The sequence below is a fragment of the Klebsiella ornithinolytica NBRC 105727 = ATCC 31898 genome (assembly GCF_001598295.1).
Classification (GTDB): domain Bacteria; phylum Pseudomonadota; class Gammaproteobacteria; order Enterobacterales; family Enterobacteriaceae; genus Klebsiella; species Klebsiella ornithinolytica.
The window spans coordinates 95,077-113,745 of sequence record NZ_BCYR01000002.1; the positions used below are offsets into that span (position 1 = coordinate 95,077).

The following is an 18,669-nucleotide window of genomic DNA, read 5'->3' on the forward strand; positions in this document are numbered from 1 at the left end:
AAAAGTAAGCGATGACAAACACCTTACGGTGTAAGCAGTCACGGCATCACATTCTGTTAAACCTAAGTTTAGCCGATATACACAACTTCAACCCGACTTTATCGTTATCAGTGCTTCTCTCGCAAGCTACCGTTATCCAGGGATAACGGTAGCTATGCATTTATAGTTATTACAGTTTTGCGCTGACCCAGCCTTTCACACTGGCTAACGCTGCAGGGAGAGCAGACGCGTCGGTACCGCCGGCCTGAGCCATATCCGGACGACCGCCCCCTTTGCCACCCACCTGCTGGGCGACCATTCCAACCAGCTCCCCTGCTTTCACGCGATCTGTCACATCCTTAGACACACCGGCAATCAGAGAAACCTTACCATCCGCCACCGTGGCTAACACAACGACCGTAGAACCGAGTTGGTTTTTCAGGTCATCAACCATGGTACGCAGCATTTTCGGCTCAACGCCGGCCAGCTCGCTGACCAGCAATTTGACGCCGTTAATCTCTTCTGCTTTGCTGGAGAGGTTTGCGCTCTCCTGTGCCGCCGCCTGCTCTTTCAGCTGCTGCAGCTCTTTTTCCAGTACGCGAGTACGTTCCAGCGCGGCACGCACTTTATCGCCAAGGTTATGGCTGTCGCCCTTCAGCAACTGTGCGATATCGCCCAGCAGATCGCTCTGCGCATGCAGATACGCAATTGCGCCTTCGCCGGTCACTGCCTCGATACGGCGAACGCCCGCAGCGGTACCGGATTCAGAGGTAATACGGAACAGGCCAATATCACCGGTACGTGAAGCGTGAGTACCGCCGCACAGCTCGGTGGAGAAATCGCCCATGCTCAGTACGCGAACGCGATCGTCATATTTCTCGCCGAACAGCGCCATCGCACCAGACTCTCGCGCCGCATCGATATCCATGATGTTGGTTTCAACCGGCAGGTTGCGACGGATCTGAGCATTGACCAGATCTTCCACCGCGCGAATCTCTTCCGGCTTCATGGCTTCGAAGTGAGAGAAGTCAAAACGCAGCGCTTTGTCATTCACCAGCGAGCCTTTCTGCGCCACATGCGTACCCAGAACCTGACGTAATGCCGCATGCATCAGGTGAGTTGCCGAGTGGTTCAGACGAATACGCTGACGGCGAGCCCGATCGACATCAGCCTCCAGCGCATCGCCCACTTTCAGCGTGCCGTGGCTCAGTTTACCAATATGACCAATGGCCTGGCCGTATTTCTGCGTATCGCTGACCGCGAAGGAGAAACCGGCGCCTTTCAGTTCGCCTTTATCGCCCACCTGGCCACCGGATTCTGCGTAGAACGGCGTTTGATCCAGAATGACAACCGCTTCCTGGCCCGCAGTCACGGCATCAACGGCTTTGCCATCGATGAACAGTGCGGTCACTTTCGCATTCAGCTCCAGGTGGTCGTAGCCTTTAAATTCAGAAGCGCCGTCAACGCGAATCATCGCATTGTAGTCTGCGCCAAAGCCGCTGGACTCACGCGCACGACGACGCTGCTCTTCCATTGCGGCCTCAAAGCCTGCTTCGTCGACTTTAATATTGCGCTCGCGGCAAACGTCGGCGGTCAGGTCAACCGGGAAACCATAGGTGTCATACAGACGGAAAGCGGTTTCGCCATCCAGCGTATCGCCCTTCAGCTTGCTCAGCTCTTCATCCAGCAGCGCCAGACCGCGCTCCAGCGTACGAGCGAACTGCTCTTCTTCGGTTTTCAGCACATGCTCAACCTGAGCCTGCTGCTGCTTCAGCTCTTCACCGGCGGCGCCCATGACATCAATCAGCGGAGCAACCAGTTTCCAGAAGAAGGTCTCCTTCGCACCCAGCATGTTGCCATGACGCACGGCACGACGAATGATACGACGCAGCACGTAGCCACGGTTTTCATTCGACGGGATTACGCCGTCGGCAATCAGGAATGCGCAGGAACGAATATGGTCAGCGATAACGCGCAGCGATTTGTTCGTCAGGTCGGTTGCGCCGGTGACTCTCGCGACGTTCTCAATCAGAGTGCGGAACAGGTCGATATCATAGTTGGAGTTGACGTGCTGCAGAACGGCAGCAATACGCTCCAGGCCCATACCGGTGTCGACAGACGGCTTCGGCAGCGGCTCCATGGTGCCGTCGGCCTGACGGTTAAACTGCATGAAGACGATGTTCCAGATCTCAATGTAGCGATCGCCGTCTTCTTCCGGGCTTCCCGGAGGACCGCCCCAGATGTGGTCACCGTGGTCGAAGAAGATTTCGGTACACGGACCGCACGGCCCGGTATCGCCCATCTGCCAGAAGTTGTCAGAAGCGAACGCCGCGCCTTTATTATCGCCAATGCGGATAATACGCTCACGTGGAACGCCGACCTCATTCGCCCAGATATCGAAAGCTTCGTCATCGGTTTCGTAAACGGTCACCCACAGTTTATCTTTCGGCAGCGCGAACCAGTTTTCCCCGGTCAGCAGTTCCCATGCGTATTTGATGGCATCCTGCTTGAAGTAGTCGCCGAAGCTGAAGTTACCCAGCATTTCAAAGAAAGTGTGGTGACGCGCGGTGTAACCGACGTTTTCCAGATCGTTGTGTTTACCACCCGCACGAACGCAACGCTGCGCGGTCGTCGCGCGAGAATAATGGCGTTTGTCGAGACCCAGGAAAACATCCTTGAACTGGTTCATCCCGGCGTTGGTAAACAGCAGGGTCGGGTCGTTATGCGGCACCAGGGAGCTGCTCGCAACGACCTGGTGTCCCTTGCTATGGAAAAAATCGAGAAACGCCTGACGGATCTCAGCAGTGCTCTTGCTCATAATTATCCTGAAATCAAGCTATACACTTCACCTTTCACGCCGCCTCTACGCGGGCTGCGCTCGTTCACCCCGACCACGTACCTCTGTACGCTCCAGGTGACTCACTCTCCTGCCGCCTTGACGCAGCGCGAATGATTTTGTGTATAAGGAATAATCGTCGTGGGCGCTGATTGCCTGTTAACAGCCAGCGACCGGACGGAATAAAGTGGGAATAAGATAAGTTTTCTTTACTGGGAAGTAAAATACCCGATGGGTCAATCTGCAAAATTTCGCCAGATTTCCTGAATATCTTCCATCAGGTAGCCACGGTACAGCAAAAACCGCTGGATTTTGACTTTATCGGCAAATGTCGTCGGGAGCGGTTCGCCATACTTACGCTGCGCCTGCTCTTTCGCCAGCGCGGCCCAGTCAATATTGCACTCGCGCATCGCGCTTTCGCTAACGTCGCGGGGAATACCTTTCTGATTGAGCTCCTGGCGGATACGCGCCGGGCCATATCCTTTGCGGCTACGGCTGCCAATAAACTGGCGAACAAAGCGACCGTCGTCAAGGTAGCGGTTCTCAATGCACCAGGCGACAACGGTGTCTACCTCTTCCGGCGTGACGTCCAGCGTCTCCGGGCCATTTTTTCCCAGTACCGGAGCAGCGAGTTTACGCCGCAGCTCCTGTTCGCTATGGTCGCGCATCGCCAGGATACGGATTGCGCGGTCCAGCAGGCGGGCATAGCCGGAACGGCGGGATGAAGGTTCAGTCACGGGCACCTCGACAATCAAAAAGCAAAAGGGCCGCATTCGCAGCCCTTCGTTATCTTTCGATGAGATTATCAGAAATCTTCGTGGGTTTCTTCTGCACCCGCACCGTTACCGTCAACCACGAAGTCCGGTGTGGAATCCTGGTTATTCAGCAGCAGCTCACGCACTTTTTTCTCAATCTCTTTTGCCGCAGCCGGGTTATCTTTCAGCCAGGAGATAGCATTTGCTTTACCCTGGCCAATCTTATCGCCGTTGTAGCTGTACCATGCGCCCGCTTTCTCGATCAGCTTCTCTTTCACGCCCAGGTCAACCAGTTCGCCGTAGAAGTTAATACCTTCGCCGTAAAGAATCTGGAACTCAGCCTGTTTGAACGGCGCGGCGATTTTGTTTTTCACGACTTTGACGCGGGTTTCGCTGCCGATGACGTTATCGCCATCTTTTACCGCACCGATACGACGGATATCGAGACGCACAGAGGCGTAGAATTTCAGCGCGTTACCGCCAGTGGTGGTTTCCGGGTTACCGAACATCACGCCAATTTTCATACGAATCTGGTTAATGAAGATCAGCAGCGTATTGGACTGCTTCAGGTTACCGGCCAGCTTACGCATCGCCTGGCTCATCATACGCGCCGCGAGGCCCATGTGAGAGTCGCCGATTTCGCCTTCGATTTCCGCTTTCGGCGTCAGCGCCGCCACGGAGTCGACAACGATAACGTCTACGGCACCCGAGCGCGCCAGCGCGTCACAGATTTCCAGCGCCTGTTCGCCGGTGTCCGGCTGAGAGCACAGCAGGTTGTCGATGTCGACGCCCAGCTTACGCGCATAAACAGGATCCAGCGCGTGCTCTGCATCGATAAATGCACAGGTTTTACCTTCACGCTGCGCGGCGGCGATAACCTGCAGGGTCAGTGTCGTTTTACCGGACGATTCAGGCCCGTAGATTTCGACGATACGGCCCATCGGCAAACCGCCGGCGCCCAGGGCGATATCCAGGGAAAGCGAACCGGTGGAGATAGTTTCCACATCCATGGAACGGTCTTCACCCAGGCGCATGATGGAGCCTTTGCCGAACTGTTTTTCAATCTGGCCTAGTGCTGCCGCCAACGCTTTCTGTTTGTTTTCGTCGATAGCCATTTTTACTCCTGTCATGCCGGGTGAAACCGGGTGGTGAATTCTGTTCTGTTGAGGCAATTATACTGTATAGTCATACAGTATCAAGTATTTTGTAGAAATTGTTGCCAGAGGAGATTTAGCGCATAAGCCGTTGCCTGACGACGCACCGCCTCCCGGTCTCCGGCAAAACATTCACGCCGGGTCACGCCCTGCCCGTTCGCACAGGCCACGCCAAACCACACCGTTCCGACAGGTTTTTCCTCGCTGCCGCCATCCGGTCCGGCGATGCCGCTCACCGAAATAGCATAGGTGGCGCGCGCAGCGCGCAGCGCGCCAACGGCCATCTCAACCACCACCGGCTCGCTCACCGCGCCATGGCCGAGGAGCGTAACCTCGCTGACGCCGATCATCTGCGATTTGGCTTCATTGCTGTAGGTCACGAACCCGCGTTCAAACCATGCTGAACTGCCGGCGATGTCGGTGAGCACTTTCGCGACCCAACCGCCGGTACAGGACTCTGCCGTGGTCACCGTCGCACCGCGAGCTTTTAATGCCAGCCCGACCTGCTCACTCAGTTGCTTTAATTCAGAATCTGTCATTAGCGCCCCGTTTAAGCCAGATAAAGAGGCCATCAAAGATAGCACTTTCAGCACAGATATGGGGATGAGGTCATCAATTTACGAGGGGGCTTCCGAAAATGAGCGGCCCCGACGGCGTCGGGACCGTTAACGCGCGCGTTACTTCATGCTGGCGGCGATCAGCTCGACGTTATGGCGTAACATTTTCACGTAGCTATCCGCCACGCCGCCCGGTTTCGAGAGCGCTTCCGGATAGAGCTCCCCGCCCGGCTGTGCGCCAGTCGCGGCCGCAATTTGTTTCACCAGACGCGGATCGAGCTGGTTTTCCATAAACCAGGTGTGGATGCCGTCGGCCTTAATTTGTTGAATCAGTGCCGCCACCTGCGCCGCGCTGGCTTCGCTTTCTGACGACAGCCCCTGTGGTGCCAGGAAGGTCACGCCATAGGCGCGGCCAAAGTAGCCAAACGCATCATGGCTGGTGAGCACTTTGCGTTTTGCCAGCGGAATTGCCGTAAACTGTTTTTTTGCCCAACCGTCGATCTCCGTCAGTTGGCCGATGTAGCGCTGCCCGGATGCCTCCAGCGCAGCCTTATCCTGCGGATCGGCTTTGATCAGGCCGTTGAGAATATTTTGCGCATAAATCGCGCCGTTAGCGGCGCTGTTCCACGCATGAGGGTCAGTAACCGTTTTCCCCTCCTCATTGAGCGTGTGCGTTTTTACCCCGGTAGAGGCCACCACCAGCTCACCTTTAAAACCCGAAGCTTTGATTAATCTGTCGACCCAGCCTTCCAGTCCCAGACCATTAACCACCACCACATCGGCTTTGCTCAGCAAAGCGCTATCCTGCGGCGAAGGTTCAAAGGTATGCGGATCGCCGTCCGGTCCCACCAGCGTATCAACATGCACATGTTCGCCCCCCACCTGCTGCACCATATCGCCCAGCACTGAAAAACTACTCACCACGTTGAGCGTTTTTGCCATCGCCCCCTGCGTTGCGAGGCCTAACGCCAGCGCCAGAATGACTGCGGTACGTTTCATCATATTTCCTTACCCCATTAATTTACGCCAGCTGACGACCAGTCGGCTGCGCGTGCCAAAAAACACCGAAATAAAAAAGATCCCGCTGGCGGTCAGTACGATGGACGGCCCGGCCGGTAAATTCGCGGTCCACGACAGGCTTAACCCCATCCAGGCACAAAAGCCGCCTATCAGCGCCGCCAGCAGCAAGGTTCCGGGCAAGGTTCGCACCCAGCAGCACGCCGCTACCGCCGGCAGCATCATCACGCCAACCGCCATCAGCGTCCCCAGCACCTGGAACCCGGCGACCAGATTGAGCACCAGCAGCGCCAGGAACAGACCGTGCAGCAGCGCCGGGAGCCGCGGGTGGTTAACCTGCAGCCAGGCGCTATCAAAGGCTTCGCTGACCAGTCCACGATAAAGCAGCGCGATGCAGAGCAGCGTCAGGCTGGCCACCCCGCTGACAAACAGCGCAGCGTCGTTATCCACCGCCAGAATCGAGCCAAACAGTAGATGCAGCAGATCAACGCTGGAGCCGCGAAGCGACACCAGCGTCACTCCCAGTGCCAGTGACCCGAGGTAAAACCCGGCAAAACTGGCATCCTCTTTCAACGGCGTGCGTCGGCTGACCCAGCCCGCCACCAGCGCCACGGCAATTCCGGCGATAAACCCGCCGATAGTCATTGCCAGCAGCGACATGCCGCTCACCAGGTAGCCCACCGCCACGCCGGGTAAAATTGCGTGCGACAGCGCGTCGCCCATCAGACTCATTCGTCGCAGCAGTAAGAAGACGCCAAGCATGGTCGTGCTCAGAGAGAGCGCGAGGCACACCAGCAGCGCGCGGCGCATAAAGCCGAATTCAATGAAGGGCTGAAAAAAGGTATGCCAGATCATGCCAGCCTCGCAGAGCCGAAGGCGGGCAGCACATCGTCGGTGTTACCCCAGCGAGCGCGCTGCGGTTCCAGCAGCAGCGTTTCCGGGAAATATTCAGCGACGCGCTGGTTATCATGCAGCACCGCCAGTACCGTCTGCCCCTGTTGATGCATCTCAAGGATCAGCCCCATTAGCTCGCGGCTGGTTGCTTCATCAATCCCGGTAAAGGGTTCATCCAGCATAACCAGCGGCGCCTGCTGCACGATAACTCTGGCGAACAGCATGCGCTGGAACTGCCCGCCGGAGAGCGCCTCAATCGGCGTTTTCGCCATTGATGTCAGCCCCACGCGCTCCAGCGCGGCGCCGATACGCCGCCGGAACTCGCTGCGGATCCCCCCCAGTAAAGAGACATGCGGCCAGGCCCCCTGACTCACCACGTCCTGTACCGTCAGCGGAAACTGCGATTCGAGGGCATGGCGCTGCGCCAGCCAGCCAATTACCGGACGCGAAACCGTCCAGCGCAGCCTGCCGCTGACCGGAGGAATAAAGCCGGCCAGCGTTTTCAACAGCGTTGATTTACCGCAGCCGTTCAGGCCGACAATGGCCGTCATGCTGCCTGCCGCAATAACGCCGCTCAGGGCCGGCGTAATAGCCAGTTCTTCGTAACCGGCTACCAGATGATCCAGTTCAATCATGGCAGGGTTACCGCCCACCAGGTCGCCAGCCACAGGAGCGCCAGCAGCACACAGGCTATTCCTACGCGTACCGCTGCGGATGTCATAAAAAGAGAAGTCACAGCCTTATCCAATTAATATGTTATAACGTAACAATATTGGATTGACGGAAAAATGTAAATCAGCGTCAACGGCGGGAAATGCTGCAAAATGTAACAGAACTCCCCTCACGACGAGGGGAGTATCAGGGAAGGGTTACTGTCCGCGGGCCTGAGAAACGGCCAGACCCAGCTGCCAGACGGCCATCGCGTAGTGGGTACTGTGGTTATAGCGGGTAATGGTGTAGAAGTTCGGCAGACCATACCAGTACTGGTAACCGGTTCCGATGTCCAGACGCAGCAGGCTGGCCTGCTGATGGTTGCCTAGCGGTTGCGTCGGCGTCAAACCTGCCGCAGTAAGCTGCGAAATGCTGTAGTTGGTTTTGAAGCCATTCTCCAGACCCGGCGCCTGACCCAGCGCCTGTACCGCAACCTGATCGCCACTCACCCAGCCGTGCTGTTTGAAATAGTTCGCCACACTGCCAATCGCGTCCACCGGATCCCACAGATTAATGTGCCCGTCGCCGTTAAAGTCCACCGCATACTGTTTATAAGAAGACGGCATAAACTGACCGTAACCCATTGCTCCGGCGAAAGATCCTTTCAGGTTTAACGGGTCATCTTGCTCGCTGCGCGCCATCAGCAGGAAGGTTTCCAGCTCACCGGAGAAATAGTCGGCGCGACGCGGGTAGCTAAACGACAGCGTCGCCAGGGCGTCGAGAATGCGGGTTTTGCCCATCACGCGACCCCAGCGGGTTTCTACGCCAATAATGCCGACAATAATTTCCGGCGGCACGCCGTACACCTGCCAGGCGCGGTTCAGCGCATCCTGATACTGGTTCCAGAATACGACGCCGTTCTGCACGTTATCCGGAGTAATAAACTGTTTTTTGTAACGCAGCCAGGCGCCGTTAGGTCCTGACGGCGGCAGTCCGCTCGGCGCCTGGCGGTCCATCAGGCGCAGGACGTAATCCAGGCGTTTCGCCTGGGAAAGGATCTCATGCAGCTGCTGTCTGTCGAAGCCATGCTTGCTCACCATTTTATCGATGAACTGCTCCGCCGCCGGGTTGTTAGCGAAATCGCCTCCCATCTCCATCACATTGTGCTGCGGCTCCAGCAAAAAACCGCCGCCTCCCGCCGTCTGGGGTTCTGCGGTGGTTTTAGGTTTGCTGCTACAGGCAGCGAGGAGAACACACAGGGGAAGTAAAGCCAGATAGCGACGCTTCAACATGGGACATCCGTTTAACAAATTTGGCAAAGGATAATTATGGTAAAGCATGCGGCCGTCAACAAGGAAGCGGCAATGTATTTGCGGACAAAATAGTCCCGCCAGCACCGCCCTTTCCGGTTCATTATCTACCCGTTCATCTCCCCTTTGCCTCGGTTAGCATTCCCCTTCATCACGCACAAACTTTCAAAATAAAATATTTACCTTTCATTTTGCGATCAATTTAACACTTTTAAACCTTTCAAAATGATTAAAATGAGCTGCCAGTTAGCAAGAAAAATAACACTCTGAAGGAGAGAACAATGATTGAAGTCATTACCCACGGCGCCGAATGGTTTATCGGCCTGTTTCAGAAGGGGGGCGAGGTATTTACCGGTATGGTTACCGGGATCCTGCCGCTTCTGATCAGTCTGCTGGTGATCATGAACGCGCTGATCAACTTTATCGGTCAGCAGCGGATCGAAAAGCTGGCGCAACGCTGCGCCGGCAATCCGATCTCACGCTATCTGCTGCTGCCCTGCATCGGCACCTTTGTGTTCTGTAACCCTATGACCCTGAGCCTCGGGCGCTTTATGCCTGAGAAGTACAAGCCCAGCTACTACGCGGCAGCCTCTTACAGCTGCCACTCTATGAATGGCCTGTTTCCCCATATCAACCCCGGCGAGCTGTTTGTCTATCTCGGGATTGCCAGCGGCCTGACCACGCTTGGCCTGCCGTTAGGTCCGCTGGCGGTGAGCTATCTGCTGGTAGGACTGGTCACCAACTTCTTCCGCGGTTGGGTCACCGATCTGACCACCTCGATTTTTGAGAAAAAAATGGGCATCCAGCTTGAGCAAAAAGTCCATCTTTCCGGAGCAACCTCATGACCCGTATTCGTATTGAAAAAGGCGCCAGCGGCTGGGGCGGCCCCCTTGAGCTGGACGCCGTTGCCGGTAAAAAGATCGTCTACATTACCGCCGGTACCCGCCCGGCAATCGTCGACAAGATCGCCAGTCTGACCGGCTGGCAGGCCGTCGACGGGTTCAAAGAAGGCGAGCCGCCGGAAGAGGAGATCGGCGTTGCCATTATCGACTGCGGCGGCACCTTGCGCTGCGGCCTCTACCCAAAACGTCGTATCCCGACCGTCAATATCCACGCCACCGGCAAATCCGGCCCGCTGGCGCAATATATCGTCGAAGATATTTACGTCTCCGGGGTGAAAGAGGAGAACGTTCGCCTGTTGACCCACGATGGCGCAGCGGCGCCCGAAACCAAGCCGGGCCAGTCGGCCCCGCGGGATTACGATACCAGCAAAAAAATAACCGAGCAGAGCGATGGCCTGCTGGCGAAGGTCGGTATGGGAATGGGCTCCGTGGTGGCGGTGCTGTTCCAGTCCGGACGCGACACCATCGACACGGTGCTGAAAACGATCCTGCCGTTTATGGCTTTCGTCTCGGCACTGATCGGCATCATCATGGCCTCCGGCATCGGCGACTGGATTGCCCACGGTCTGGCCCCGCTCGCCAGCCATCCTCTTGGCCTGGTCACGCTGGCCCTGATCTGCTCCTTCCCGCTGCTGTCGCCGTTCCTCGGCCCTGGCGCGGTTATCGCTCAGGTCATTGGCGTGCTAATCGGCGTGCAGATTGGCCTCGGCAATATTCCCCCGCACCTTGCGCTCCCGGCGCTGTTCGCCATTAACGCCCAGGCCGCCTGCGATTTTATTCCGGTTGGGCTGTCGCTTGCCGAAGCCCGTCAGGACACGGTGCGCGTCGGCGTTCCTTCGGTGCTGGTAGGACGTTTTCTGACCGGTGCGCCAACGGTGCTGATCGCCTGGTTTGTGTCCGGATTTATTTACCAATAAGAGGTTCCTGAAGATGACCGTGATTTACCAGACCACGATTACGCGCATCGGCGCCAGCGCGACGATGGCGCTCGAAGAACAGATGTTGATTACCTTTCGCGAAGGCGCGCCGGCGGACATTGAAGAGTATTGCTTTATTCATAACCACGGCGAATTTTCCGGCGCGCTGGCGCCGGGCGCGGAGCTCCAGCTTGGCGAACAACGCTATCCGGTGACCGCCGTCGGCGATGTTGCCGAGCAAAATCTGCGCGAGCTGGGCCATATCACGCTGCGCTTTGATGGCCATAGCGAAGCGGAGTTTCCGGGGACGGTCCACGTGTCTGGCCCCGTGCCGGACGCGATCGCCCCCGGCTGTATATTGAAATTTGTTGCATGAGTTGTCAGGAGAAGACTATGAATCAGGTTGCTGTTGTCATCGGCGGTGGACAAACCTTAGGCGAGTTTCTGAGCCGGGGCCTTGCCGCACAGGGGTATCGGGTTGCCGTTGTGGATATCCAAAGCGATAAAGCCACGCGCGTCGCGCAGGCTATCAACGACGAATATGGAGAAGGAACCGCGTACGGTTTTGGCGCCGATGCCACCAGCGAGGCCAGCGTGATGGCCCTCGCCCGCGGCGTGGACGAAATATTCGCGCGGGTGGATCTGTTGGTGTATAGCGCCGGGATCGCCAAAGCGGCCTTTATCAGCGATTTCGCGCTCGGTGATTTTGACCGCTCGCTGCAGGTGAATCTGGTGGGCTACTTCCTCTGCGCTCGCGAATTTTCACGGCTGATGATTCGCGATGGGATCAAGGGGCGTATTATTCAGATCAATTCCAAATCCGGCAAAGTCGGCAGCAAGCACAATTCCGGCTATAGCGCAGCGAAGTTTGGCGGCGTCGGGCTGACCCAGTCGCTGGCGTTGGATCTGGCGGAATACGGCATTACCGTTCACGCATTGATGCTGGGCAACCTGTTGAAATCGCCGATGTTCCAGTCACTGCTGCCGCAATATGCCAGCAAGCTGGGCATTGCCGAGGACGAAGTCGAGCAGTACTACATCGACAAAGTGCCGCTGAAACGCGGCTGCGACTATCAGGATGTCCTGAACGTACTGATGTTTTACGCCAGCCCGCAGGCCTCTTACTGCACCGGGCAATCCATCAACGTCACCGGCGGGCAGGTGATGTTTTAACCGCCGGTTCCCGGGTCGCGTCGCGATCCGGGTTCTTCCCGACGCCACGCCTTAAGGAGATTTTATGGTTAGCGCATTAATCACCGTCGCCGCCATCGCCTGGATCGCCCAGCTCGCCTTCGGCGGCTGGCAGATCCGCCGCTTTAACCGCGAGTTCGATAAACTCTGTCAGCAGGGCCGCGTCGGCGTCGGGCGTTCATCGGGCCGCTTCAAACCGCGCGCGATCGTCGCCATCGCCTTTGACGACCACGATCGCGTCAGCGATACGCTGCTGATGCGAGGAGTGACCGTCTTCGCCCGCCCGCAAAAAATCCCCGCGATAAAAGGGCAATATCGTGAGGAATTGCGGCCAGATATGATCTTTCCCCAGGATCCGCTCTGTCAGAATGCTCTATCATTAGCGCTTAAACCGAAACATGTATAATTTCGTTGTAAAAGTAAATATCTTGCGAAATTATCACTTCGAAACTTAACGCAGGATAGGATATTACCGCTATGAAACCACGTCAGCGCCAGGCAGCCATTGTTGAGCACCTGCAAGCGCAGGGTAAATGCTCGGTTGAAGAGCTGGCGCAACACTTCGACACCACCGGCACCACCATCCGCAAGGATCTGGTGATCCTCGAAAATGCCGGCACCGTTATTCGCACCTACGGTGGCGTGGTCCTCAACAAAGATGAGCCCGACCCGCCTATCGATCATAAGACGCTCATTAACACCCATAAAAAAGCGCTGATCGCCGAAACCGCGGTGCACTACATCCACGATGGCGATTCGATCATCCTCGATGCCGGCAGCACGGTGCTGCAAATGGTGCCGCTGCTCAGCCGCTTCAATAACATCACGGTCATGACCAACAGCCTGCATATCGTCAACGCCCTCTCCGAGCTGGATAATGAACAAACGATCCTGATGCCCGGCGGCACCTTCCGTAAGAAATCGGCCTCCTTCCACGGACAGCTGGCGGAAAACGCCTTCGAGCAGTTCAGCTTCGACAAACTGTTTATGGGGACCGACGGCATCGACCTGAACGCCGGCGTTACGACCTTCAACGAGGTTTATACCGTCAGTAAAGCGATGTGCAATGCCGCCAGAGAAGTGATCCTGATGGCCGACTCATCAAAATTTGGCCGTAAGAGCCCGAACATCGTCTGCGGCCTCGAGCGCGTGGATAAGCTGATTACCGATGCCGGTATTGACCCGACATTCCAGCGGGCGCTGGAAGAGAAAGGCATCGAAGTGATTATTACTGGAGAAGAACATGAGTAACTTTCTGTTAGAAGCCGGACGCCAGACCCTGATGCTGGAGCTACAGGAGGCCAGCCGCCTGCCTGAACGCCTGGGCGACGACTTCATCCGCGCGGCGGAAACCATCATCCACTGCGAAGGGAAACTGGTGGTCTCCGGTATCGGTAAATCAGGCCATATCGGCAAAAAGCTGGCGGCCACTTTCGCCAGTACCGGCACCCCGGCCTTTTTCGTCCATCCGGCGGAGGCGCTGCACGGCGATCTCGGGATGCTTGATGGTCGTGACGTGATGTTATTTATCTCCTACTCCGGCAGCGCCAAAGAGCTGGATCTCATCGTCCCGCGCCTGGAAGAGAAAGGGATCCCGCTGCTGGCGATGACCGGAAAATCGCAATCCCCGCTAGCGCTGGCGGCAAAAGCGGTACTGGATATCGCCGTCGAACGCGAAGCCTGCCCGATGCATCTGGCCCCCACCTCCAGCACCGTCAATACCCTGATGCTCGGCGACGCGCTGGCAATGGCGGTGATGCAGGCCCGCGGTTTCAATGAAGAAGATTTCGCCCGCTCACACCCCGCCGGCGCCCTCGGCGCGCGGCTGCTGAACAAGGTTCACCATCTGATGCGCCGCGATGACGATGTCCCACGCGTCGACCTTGATACCCGCGTGATGGACGCGATGCTGGAGTTAAGTCGTACCGGGCTGGGTCTGGTCGCGGTCTGCGATGCGCAAAACCGCGTGCAGGGCGTCTTCACCGATGGCGACCTGCGCCGCTGGCTGGTCGGCGGCGGGACGCTCAACGATGCCGTTGCCCAGGCGATGACCCGCAACGGCGTCACCCTGCAGGCGGAAAGCCGCGCGGTCGAAGCCAAAGAACGGCTGATGAAGCACAAAATCAGCGCCGCCCCGGTGGTCGACGAAAACGGCCTTCTGGTTGGGGCAATTAACCTGCAGAACTTCTATCAGGCCGGGATTCTTTAAGCCCCAGACGCTTCGCCAGCCGGTGCAGGTTGGCGACATCAAGCTCCAGCGCGCGGGCGGCAGCGGCCCAGTTGCGATGGTTATCCGCTAACGCGCGGGAAATCGCCTCGCGCTGGAATGCCTCGGTCGCCGCGCGCAGATTGATCGCCGGCATCGGCAGCGCCGGTGTCGTGGCCGGCAGCCCGGGCGCGTCGACGGCAAACTGAAAATGCGCCGGATCGAGCCGCACCTCGTCGCCAGCCTGCGTCGCCCGCGCCAGCACCACCGCGCGATAAATCGCATGTTCCAGCTCGCGCACGTTGCCAGGCCACGGCCAGCTGCGCAGACTTGCCCGCGTGGCATCGCTCAGCACCACCTGCGCCAGCCCCATCCGCAGGCGGCACTGTTCGCAGAAATATCCCGCCAGCAGCACCACGTCATCGTCGCGATCGCGCAGCGCCGGCACCGAGAGCGGAAACACGCTCAGGCGGTGATAGAGATCGGCGCGAAAACGGCCGGCAATCACCTCCTGGCGCAGATCGCGGTTGGTGGCCGCCAGTACCCGTACATCAACCCGCAGGCTGCGATCGTCGCCCACGCGTTGGATATCGCCATACTGCAATACACGCAGCAGTTTAGCCTGTAGCGCCAGCGACAGCTCCCCAATCTCATCAAGAAACAGGGTCCCGTTATCGGCCATTTCAAACTTGCCGCTGCGGTTGCTGATAGCCCCGGTAAACGCCCCTTTCACATGCCCGAACAGCTCGCTTTCCGCCACGCTCTCCGGCAGCGCCGCACAGTTCAGATAGATCAGCGGATTGGCCGCCCGCGGCGACCCTTGATGAACCGCTTTCGCCACCAGTTCTTTGCCGGTGCCGGTTTCGCCGCTAATCAACACGTTCAAATCCGACGCGGCGACGATATCAATCTCTTTTTTCAGCTGCTGTATCGGCGCCGACAGGCCGATAATCTCCTGACGGTCGGGGGGCGTATAGCTCGCGCTCGCCTCCGGCAGCACGTTCTGATTTTCGAGACGGGCAATGAGCAGCGCGTTATTCAGCGCTCCTGCCACCAGGGCGGCAATCAGCCGTAGCTCCTCATCGCTAAAGCTATCGAAACGGTCGGCGTCCATACCGTCCAGGGTCAATGCGCCTATCAGGGTTTGTCCGGCAAACAGCGGCAGCCCAACGCAGGCGTGAACCTTGAGACTCTCCTGGCCGGGAATCAGCCCGTCATAAGGGTCGGGCAGATCGCTGTCCGCCGGGAAGCGCACGACGTCCCCCGCGCGAGCAATCGCCTCCAGCCGCGGGTGCCCGGCCAGCGCAAAGCGTCGCCCCAGCACATCCTGCGCCAGTCCGTCGATCGCCAGCGGCACAAACTGATGGGCGTCGTAGCGCAGCAGCGCCGAGGCATCGCATCCCAGCACCTGCCGTAGGGTGGCGATCAGACGCGAGAATCGGTCGGCGTGACCAATATCGCTTTGTAAATCAATGGCGATTTTCGCCAGTACCTGCAGGGAAAAGCTCATTGCAGCCTCATTGTCATTTTGACACCATTAATTGTCATAACGACTATTTTAACCATTGTCATTTTGACATCAATTAGTTTAGCGAAAAACATTAAAAACATTAAAAATCAATCAATTAAAAAGTTGGCACGTAACTTGATATAAGCAACTCATCTTATTTGAACACGCTGAATTAATTGAGGTTGCTATGTCTATTCTGGTTAAAAATAACATTCATTGGGTTGGCCAACGTGACTGGGAAGTGCGTGATTTTCACGGCACCGAATACAAAACGCTGCGCGGCAGCAGCTATAACAGCTATCTCATCCGGGAAGAGAAAAATGTCCTGATTGATACCGTCGATCATAAATTCAGCCGCGAGTTCGTGCAGAACCTGCGTAGCGAGATCGATCTTGCCGATATTGACTACATCGTGATTAACCACGCGGAAGAAGACCATGCCGGCGCGCTGACCGAATTGATGAACAGTATCCCGGATACGCCGATTTACTGCACCGCCAATGCCATTGACTCCATAACCGGCCATCACCATCACCCGGAGTGGAATTTTAAGGTGGTGAAAACCGGAGACAGCCTCGACATCGGCAACGGCAAGCAGCTGATCTTCGTCGAAACGCCCATGCTGCACTGGCCGGACAGCATGATGACCTATATGACCGGCGATGCGGTCCTGTTCAGCAACGACGCCTTCGGCCAGCACTATTGCGACGAACACCTGTTTAATGACGAAGTCGACCAGACCGAGCTGTTCGAGCAGTGCCAGCGCTACTATGCCAACATCCTGACCCCGTTCAGCCGCCTGGTGACGCCAAAAATCACCGAAATTCTCGGCTTCAACCTGCCGGTCGACATGATAGCCACCTCCCACGGCGTGGTCTGGCGCGACAACCCGACCCAAATCGTCGAGCTGTACCTGAAATGGGCCGCCGATTACCAGGAAGACCGCATCACGCTCTTCTATGACACCATGTCGAACAATACCCGCATGATGGCCGATGCTATCGCCCAGGGAATTACCGACGTGGACCCGCGCGTGGCGGTGAAAATCTTCAACGTCGCCCGTAGCGATAAAAACGAAATACTGACCAACGTCTTCCGCTCAAAAGGGGTGCTGGTCGGCACCTCGACCATGAATAATGTGATGATGCCGAAAATCGCCGGACTGGTTGAAGAGATGACCGGCCTGCGTTTTCGCAATAAGCGCGCCAGCGCCTTCGGCTCTCACGGCTGGAGCGGCGGTGCGGTCGATCGCCTGTCCACCCGCTTGCAGGATGCCGGTTTTGAAATGTCGCTGAGCCTGAAGGCCAAATGGCGCCCGGACCTCGACGCGCTGGAGCTGTGCCGCGAACACGGCCGTGAAATTGCCCGCCAGTGGGCGCTCTCCCCGCTGCCGGTCGCCGCAGTACAAACCGCGCCGGAACAAGAAAACTGCGCCTGTGCCGCTGCGGCAGCAGCCGATCTCGGCCCGTCGATGCAGTGCAGCGTCTGCCAGTGGGTTTACGATCCGGCGAAAGGCGAACCGAACCAGGATGTCCAGCCGGGGACGCCGTGGAGCGAGGTCCCGGATAACTTCCTGTGCCCGGAATGCTCTCTCGGCAAAGAGGTCTTTGACGTACTGGCGACGGAGGCAAAATGAGTGATGGCATCGTCATCATCGGCTCGGGCTTTGCGGCCCGTCAGCTGGTGAAAAATATCCGCAAGCAGGATACCCACATTCCGCTGACGCTGATCGCCGCCGACAGCATGGATGAGTACAACAAACCGGACCTCAGCCATGTGGTCAGCCGCGGCCAACGTGCCGACGATCTGACCCTGCAAACGGCGGGCGAATTCGCCGAGCAGTACCATCTGCGTCTGTTCCCGTACACCTGGGTCAGTGACCTCGACGCCGCAGCGAAAGTGGTGAAAAGTCAGGATCGCGAATGGCGCTACGACAAGCTGGTACTGGCCACCGGCGCCGCACCGTTTATCCCGCCGGTACCCGGGCATGAACTGATGCTGACCCTCAACAGCCAGCGCGAGTACGGCGCCGCGCAGAGTCAGCTCCACGATGCGCAACGCGTGCTGATCGTCGGCGGCGGCCTGATTGGCTGCGAGCTGGCGATGGACTTCTGCCGCGCCGGGAAGGCGGTGACGGTAGTCGATAACTCCGCCAGCGTGCTCTCAGCATTGATGCCGCCGGAGGTCAGCAGCCGTCTGCAGCATCGGCTCACCGATATGGGCGTACACCTGATGCTGAAAACGCAGCTTGAAGGGCTGGAGCAAACCGCCGACGGCATTCGCGTCAGCCTCGACCGTCAGCGCAGCGTCACCGTCGATGCGGTGGTCGCCGCCGCCGGTCTGCGCCCGGAAACGGCGCTGGCGCGCCATGCCGGGTTGATGATTCGTCGTGGCGTGGTGGTGAACAGCCGGTTGCAAACCAGCGATCCGGCAATTTACGCCCTCGGCGACTGCGCGGAAATCAATGGCAGCGTCCTGCCGTTTCTGCAGCCGATTTTACTGAGCGCGATGTGCCTCGCTAAAAACCTGCTGTCGCAGGCGAACGAACTGACGCTGCCGCCGATGCTGGTGAAGGTTAAAACGCCGGATCTGCCGCTGCATCTGGCCGGTGAGACACAGCGGGACGATCTGACGTGGAATCTGGTTGCCGCCAAAGAGGGGGTGGTGGCGAAAGGGGTGGATGCCGCCAACCAGCTGCGCGCCTTTGTGGTCAGCGAGGACCGAATGAAAGAGGCCTTTGCGTTGCTCAAACAATTGGTGCGTTAAGCGGCCCGAACGGGCGTTATTCCC

General features: G+C 57.7%; 18 protein-coding genes. 9 read left to right on the top strand and 9 right to left on the bottom strand.

The features are described from left to right. Positions 1-169: 169 nt before the first annotated feature. The 8 genes from alaS to mltB all read right to left on the bottom strand — a co-directional run bounded on the left by alaS (position 170) and on the right by mltB (position 9,135). Positions 170-2,797: an alanine--tRNA ligase gene (gene alaS / locus ROR01S_RS04465; protein WP_004866830.1), complete on the bottom strand. Its 2,628-nt coding sequence runs from the start codon at positions 2,795-2,797 to the stop codon at positions 170-172. Between the two features lie 254 nt (positions 2,798-3,051). After that, on the bottom strand, positions 3,052-3,552 hold the full coding sequence (gene recX, locus ROR01S_RS04470) for a recombination regulator RecX (RefSeq protein WP_054829428.1): 501 nt from the start codon (positions 3,550-3,552) through the stop codon (positions 3,052-3,054). Between the two features lie 68 nt (positions 3,553-3,620). Beyond that, entirely contained in the window at positions 3,621-4,685 is a 1,065-nt protein-coding gene (gene recA / locus ROR01S_RS04475; RefSeq protein WP_004866835.1) for a recombinase RecA, read from the bottom strand. Positions 4,686-4,765: 80 nt separating this feature from the next. Then, positions 4,766-5,263 (bottom strand): nicotinamide-nucleotide amidase, encoded by a 498-nt coding sequence (gene pncC / locus ROR01S_RS04480; RefSeq protein ID WP_004866836.1) that lies wholly within the window; start codon positions 5,261-5,263, stop codon positions 4,766-4,768. 138 nt (positions 5,264-5,401) lie between these two features. After that, entirely contained in the window at positions 5,402-6,280 is an 879-nt protein-coding gene (locus tag ROR01S_RS04485) for a metal ABC transporter substrate-binding protein (RefSeq protein ID WP_044350817.1), read from the bottom strand. A 9-nt stretch (positions 6,281-6,289) separates the two neighbouring features. Continuing rightward, complete coding sequence (locus tag ROR01S_RS04490) at positions 6,290-7,153, bottom strand: metal ABC transporter permease (protein ID WP_064356725.1); 864 nt, start codon at positions 7,151-7,153, stop codon at positions 6,290-6,292. Beyond that, positions 7,150-7,860 carry a metal ABC transporter ATP-binding protein gene (locus ROR01S_RS04495; RefSeq protein WP_162098167.1) on the bottom strand — a complete coding sequence of 237 codons (711 nt, stop codon included), beginning with the start codon at positions 7,858-7,860 and terminating at the stop codon, positions 7,150-7,152. The genes ROR01S_RS04490 and ROR01S_RS04495 overlap by 4 nt, the downstream gene beginning before the upstream one ends. A gap of 201 nt (positions 7,861-8,061) precedes the next feature. After that, positions 8,062-9,135, bottom strand: a complete 1,074-nt coding sequence (gene mltB / locus ROR01S_RS04500; protein WP_004866842.1) for a lytic murein transglycosylase B — start codon at positions 9,133-9,135, stop codon at positions 8,062-8,064. 299 nt (positions 9,136-9,434) lie between these two features. Here mltB and srlA point away from each other — a divergent pair, with 299 nt between their 5' ends. From srlA to gutQ, 7 genes are all read left to right on the top strand, one after another. Next, complete coding sequence (gene srlA / locus ROR01S_RS04505) at positions 9,435-9,998, top strand: PTS glucitol/sorbitol transporter subunit IIC (RefSeq protein ID WP_004866844.1); 564 nt, start codon at positions 9,435-9,437, stop codon at positions 9,996-9,998. Further along, positions 9,995-10,972 carry a PTS glucitol/sorbitol transporter subunit IIB gene (srlE, locus tag ROR01S_RS04510; RefSeq protein ID WP_004866845.1) on the top strand — a complete coding sequence of 326 codons (978 nt, stop codon included), beginning with the start codon at positions 9,995-9,997 and terminating at the stop codon, positions 10,970-10,972. The genes srlA and srlE overlap by 4 nt, the downstream gene beginning before the upstream one ends. 13 nt (positions 10,973-10,985) lie before the next feature. Further along, positions 10,986-11,348: a PTS glucitol/sorbitol transporter subunit IIA gene (gene srlB / locus ROR01S_RS04515; protein WP_004866847.1), complete on the top strand. Its 363-nt coding sequence runs from the start codon at positions 10,986-10,988 to the stop codon at positions 11,346-11,348. 17 nt (positions 11,349-11,365) lie between these two features. Beyond that, entirely contained in the window at positions 11,366-12,145 is a 780-nt protein-coding gene (gene srlD / locus ROR01S_RS04520; protein WP_004866849.1) for a sorbitol-6-phosphate dehydrogenase, read from the top strand. Positions 12,146-12,209: 64 nt separating this feature from the next. Next, a complete protein-coding gene (gutM, locus tag ROR01S_RS04525) occupies positions 12,210-12,569 on the top strand; it encodes a transcriptional regulator GutM (RefSeq protein ID WP_015585884.1) in 360 nt (119 codons plus the stop codon). Positions 12,570-12,640: 71 nt separating this feature from the next. Next, positions 12,641-13,414 (top strand): glucitol operon DNA-binding transcriptional repressor SrlR, encoded by a 774-nt coding sequence (srlR, locus tag ROR01S_RS04530; RefSeq protein ID WP_004866853.1) that lies wholly within the window; start codon positions 12,641-12,643, stop codon positions 13,412-13,414. Then, complete coding sequence (gene gutQ / locus ROR01S_RS04535) at positions 13,407-14,372, top strand: arabinose-5-phosphate isomerase GutQ (RefSeq protein WP_015585883.1); 966 nt, start codon at positions 13,407-13,409, stop codon at positions 14,370-14,372. Before srlR ends, gutQ begins: the two co-directional genes overlap by 8 nt. Here the strand turns inward: gutQ and norR are convergent. Continuing rightward, positions 14,335-15,879, bottom strand: a complete 1,545-nt coding sequence (gene norR / locus ROR01S_RS04540) for a nitric oxide reductase transcriptional regulator NorR (RefSeq protein WP_064359151.1) — start codon at positions 15,877-15,879, stop codon at positions 14,335-14,337. The genes gutQ and norR overlap by 38 nt on opposite strands. Before the next feature lie 187 nt (positions 15,880-16,066). On the opposite strand from norR, the gene norV reads away from it, so the two are divergent. Both norV and norW read left to right on the top strand, forming a co-directional pair. Further along, a complete protein-coding gene (gene norV, locus ROR01S_RS04545) occupies positions 16,067-17,515 on the top strand; it encodes an anaerobic nitric oxide reductase flavorubredoxin (protein WP_064356723.1) in 1,449 nt (482 codons plus the stop codon). After that, positions 17,512-18,645 (top strand): NADH:flavorubredoxin reductase NorW, encoded by a 1,134-nt coding sequence (gene norW, locus ROR01S_RS04550; protein ID WP_004866860.1) that lies wholly within the window; start codon positions 17,512-17,514, stop codon positions 18,643-18,645. The genes norV and norW overlap by 4 nt, the downstream gene beginning before the upstream one ends. The last annotated feature ends 24 nt before the right edge of the window (positions 18,646-18,669 follow it).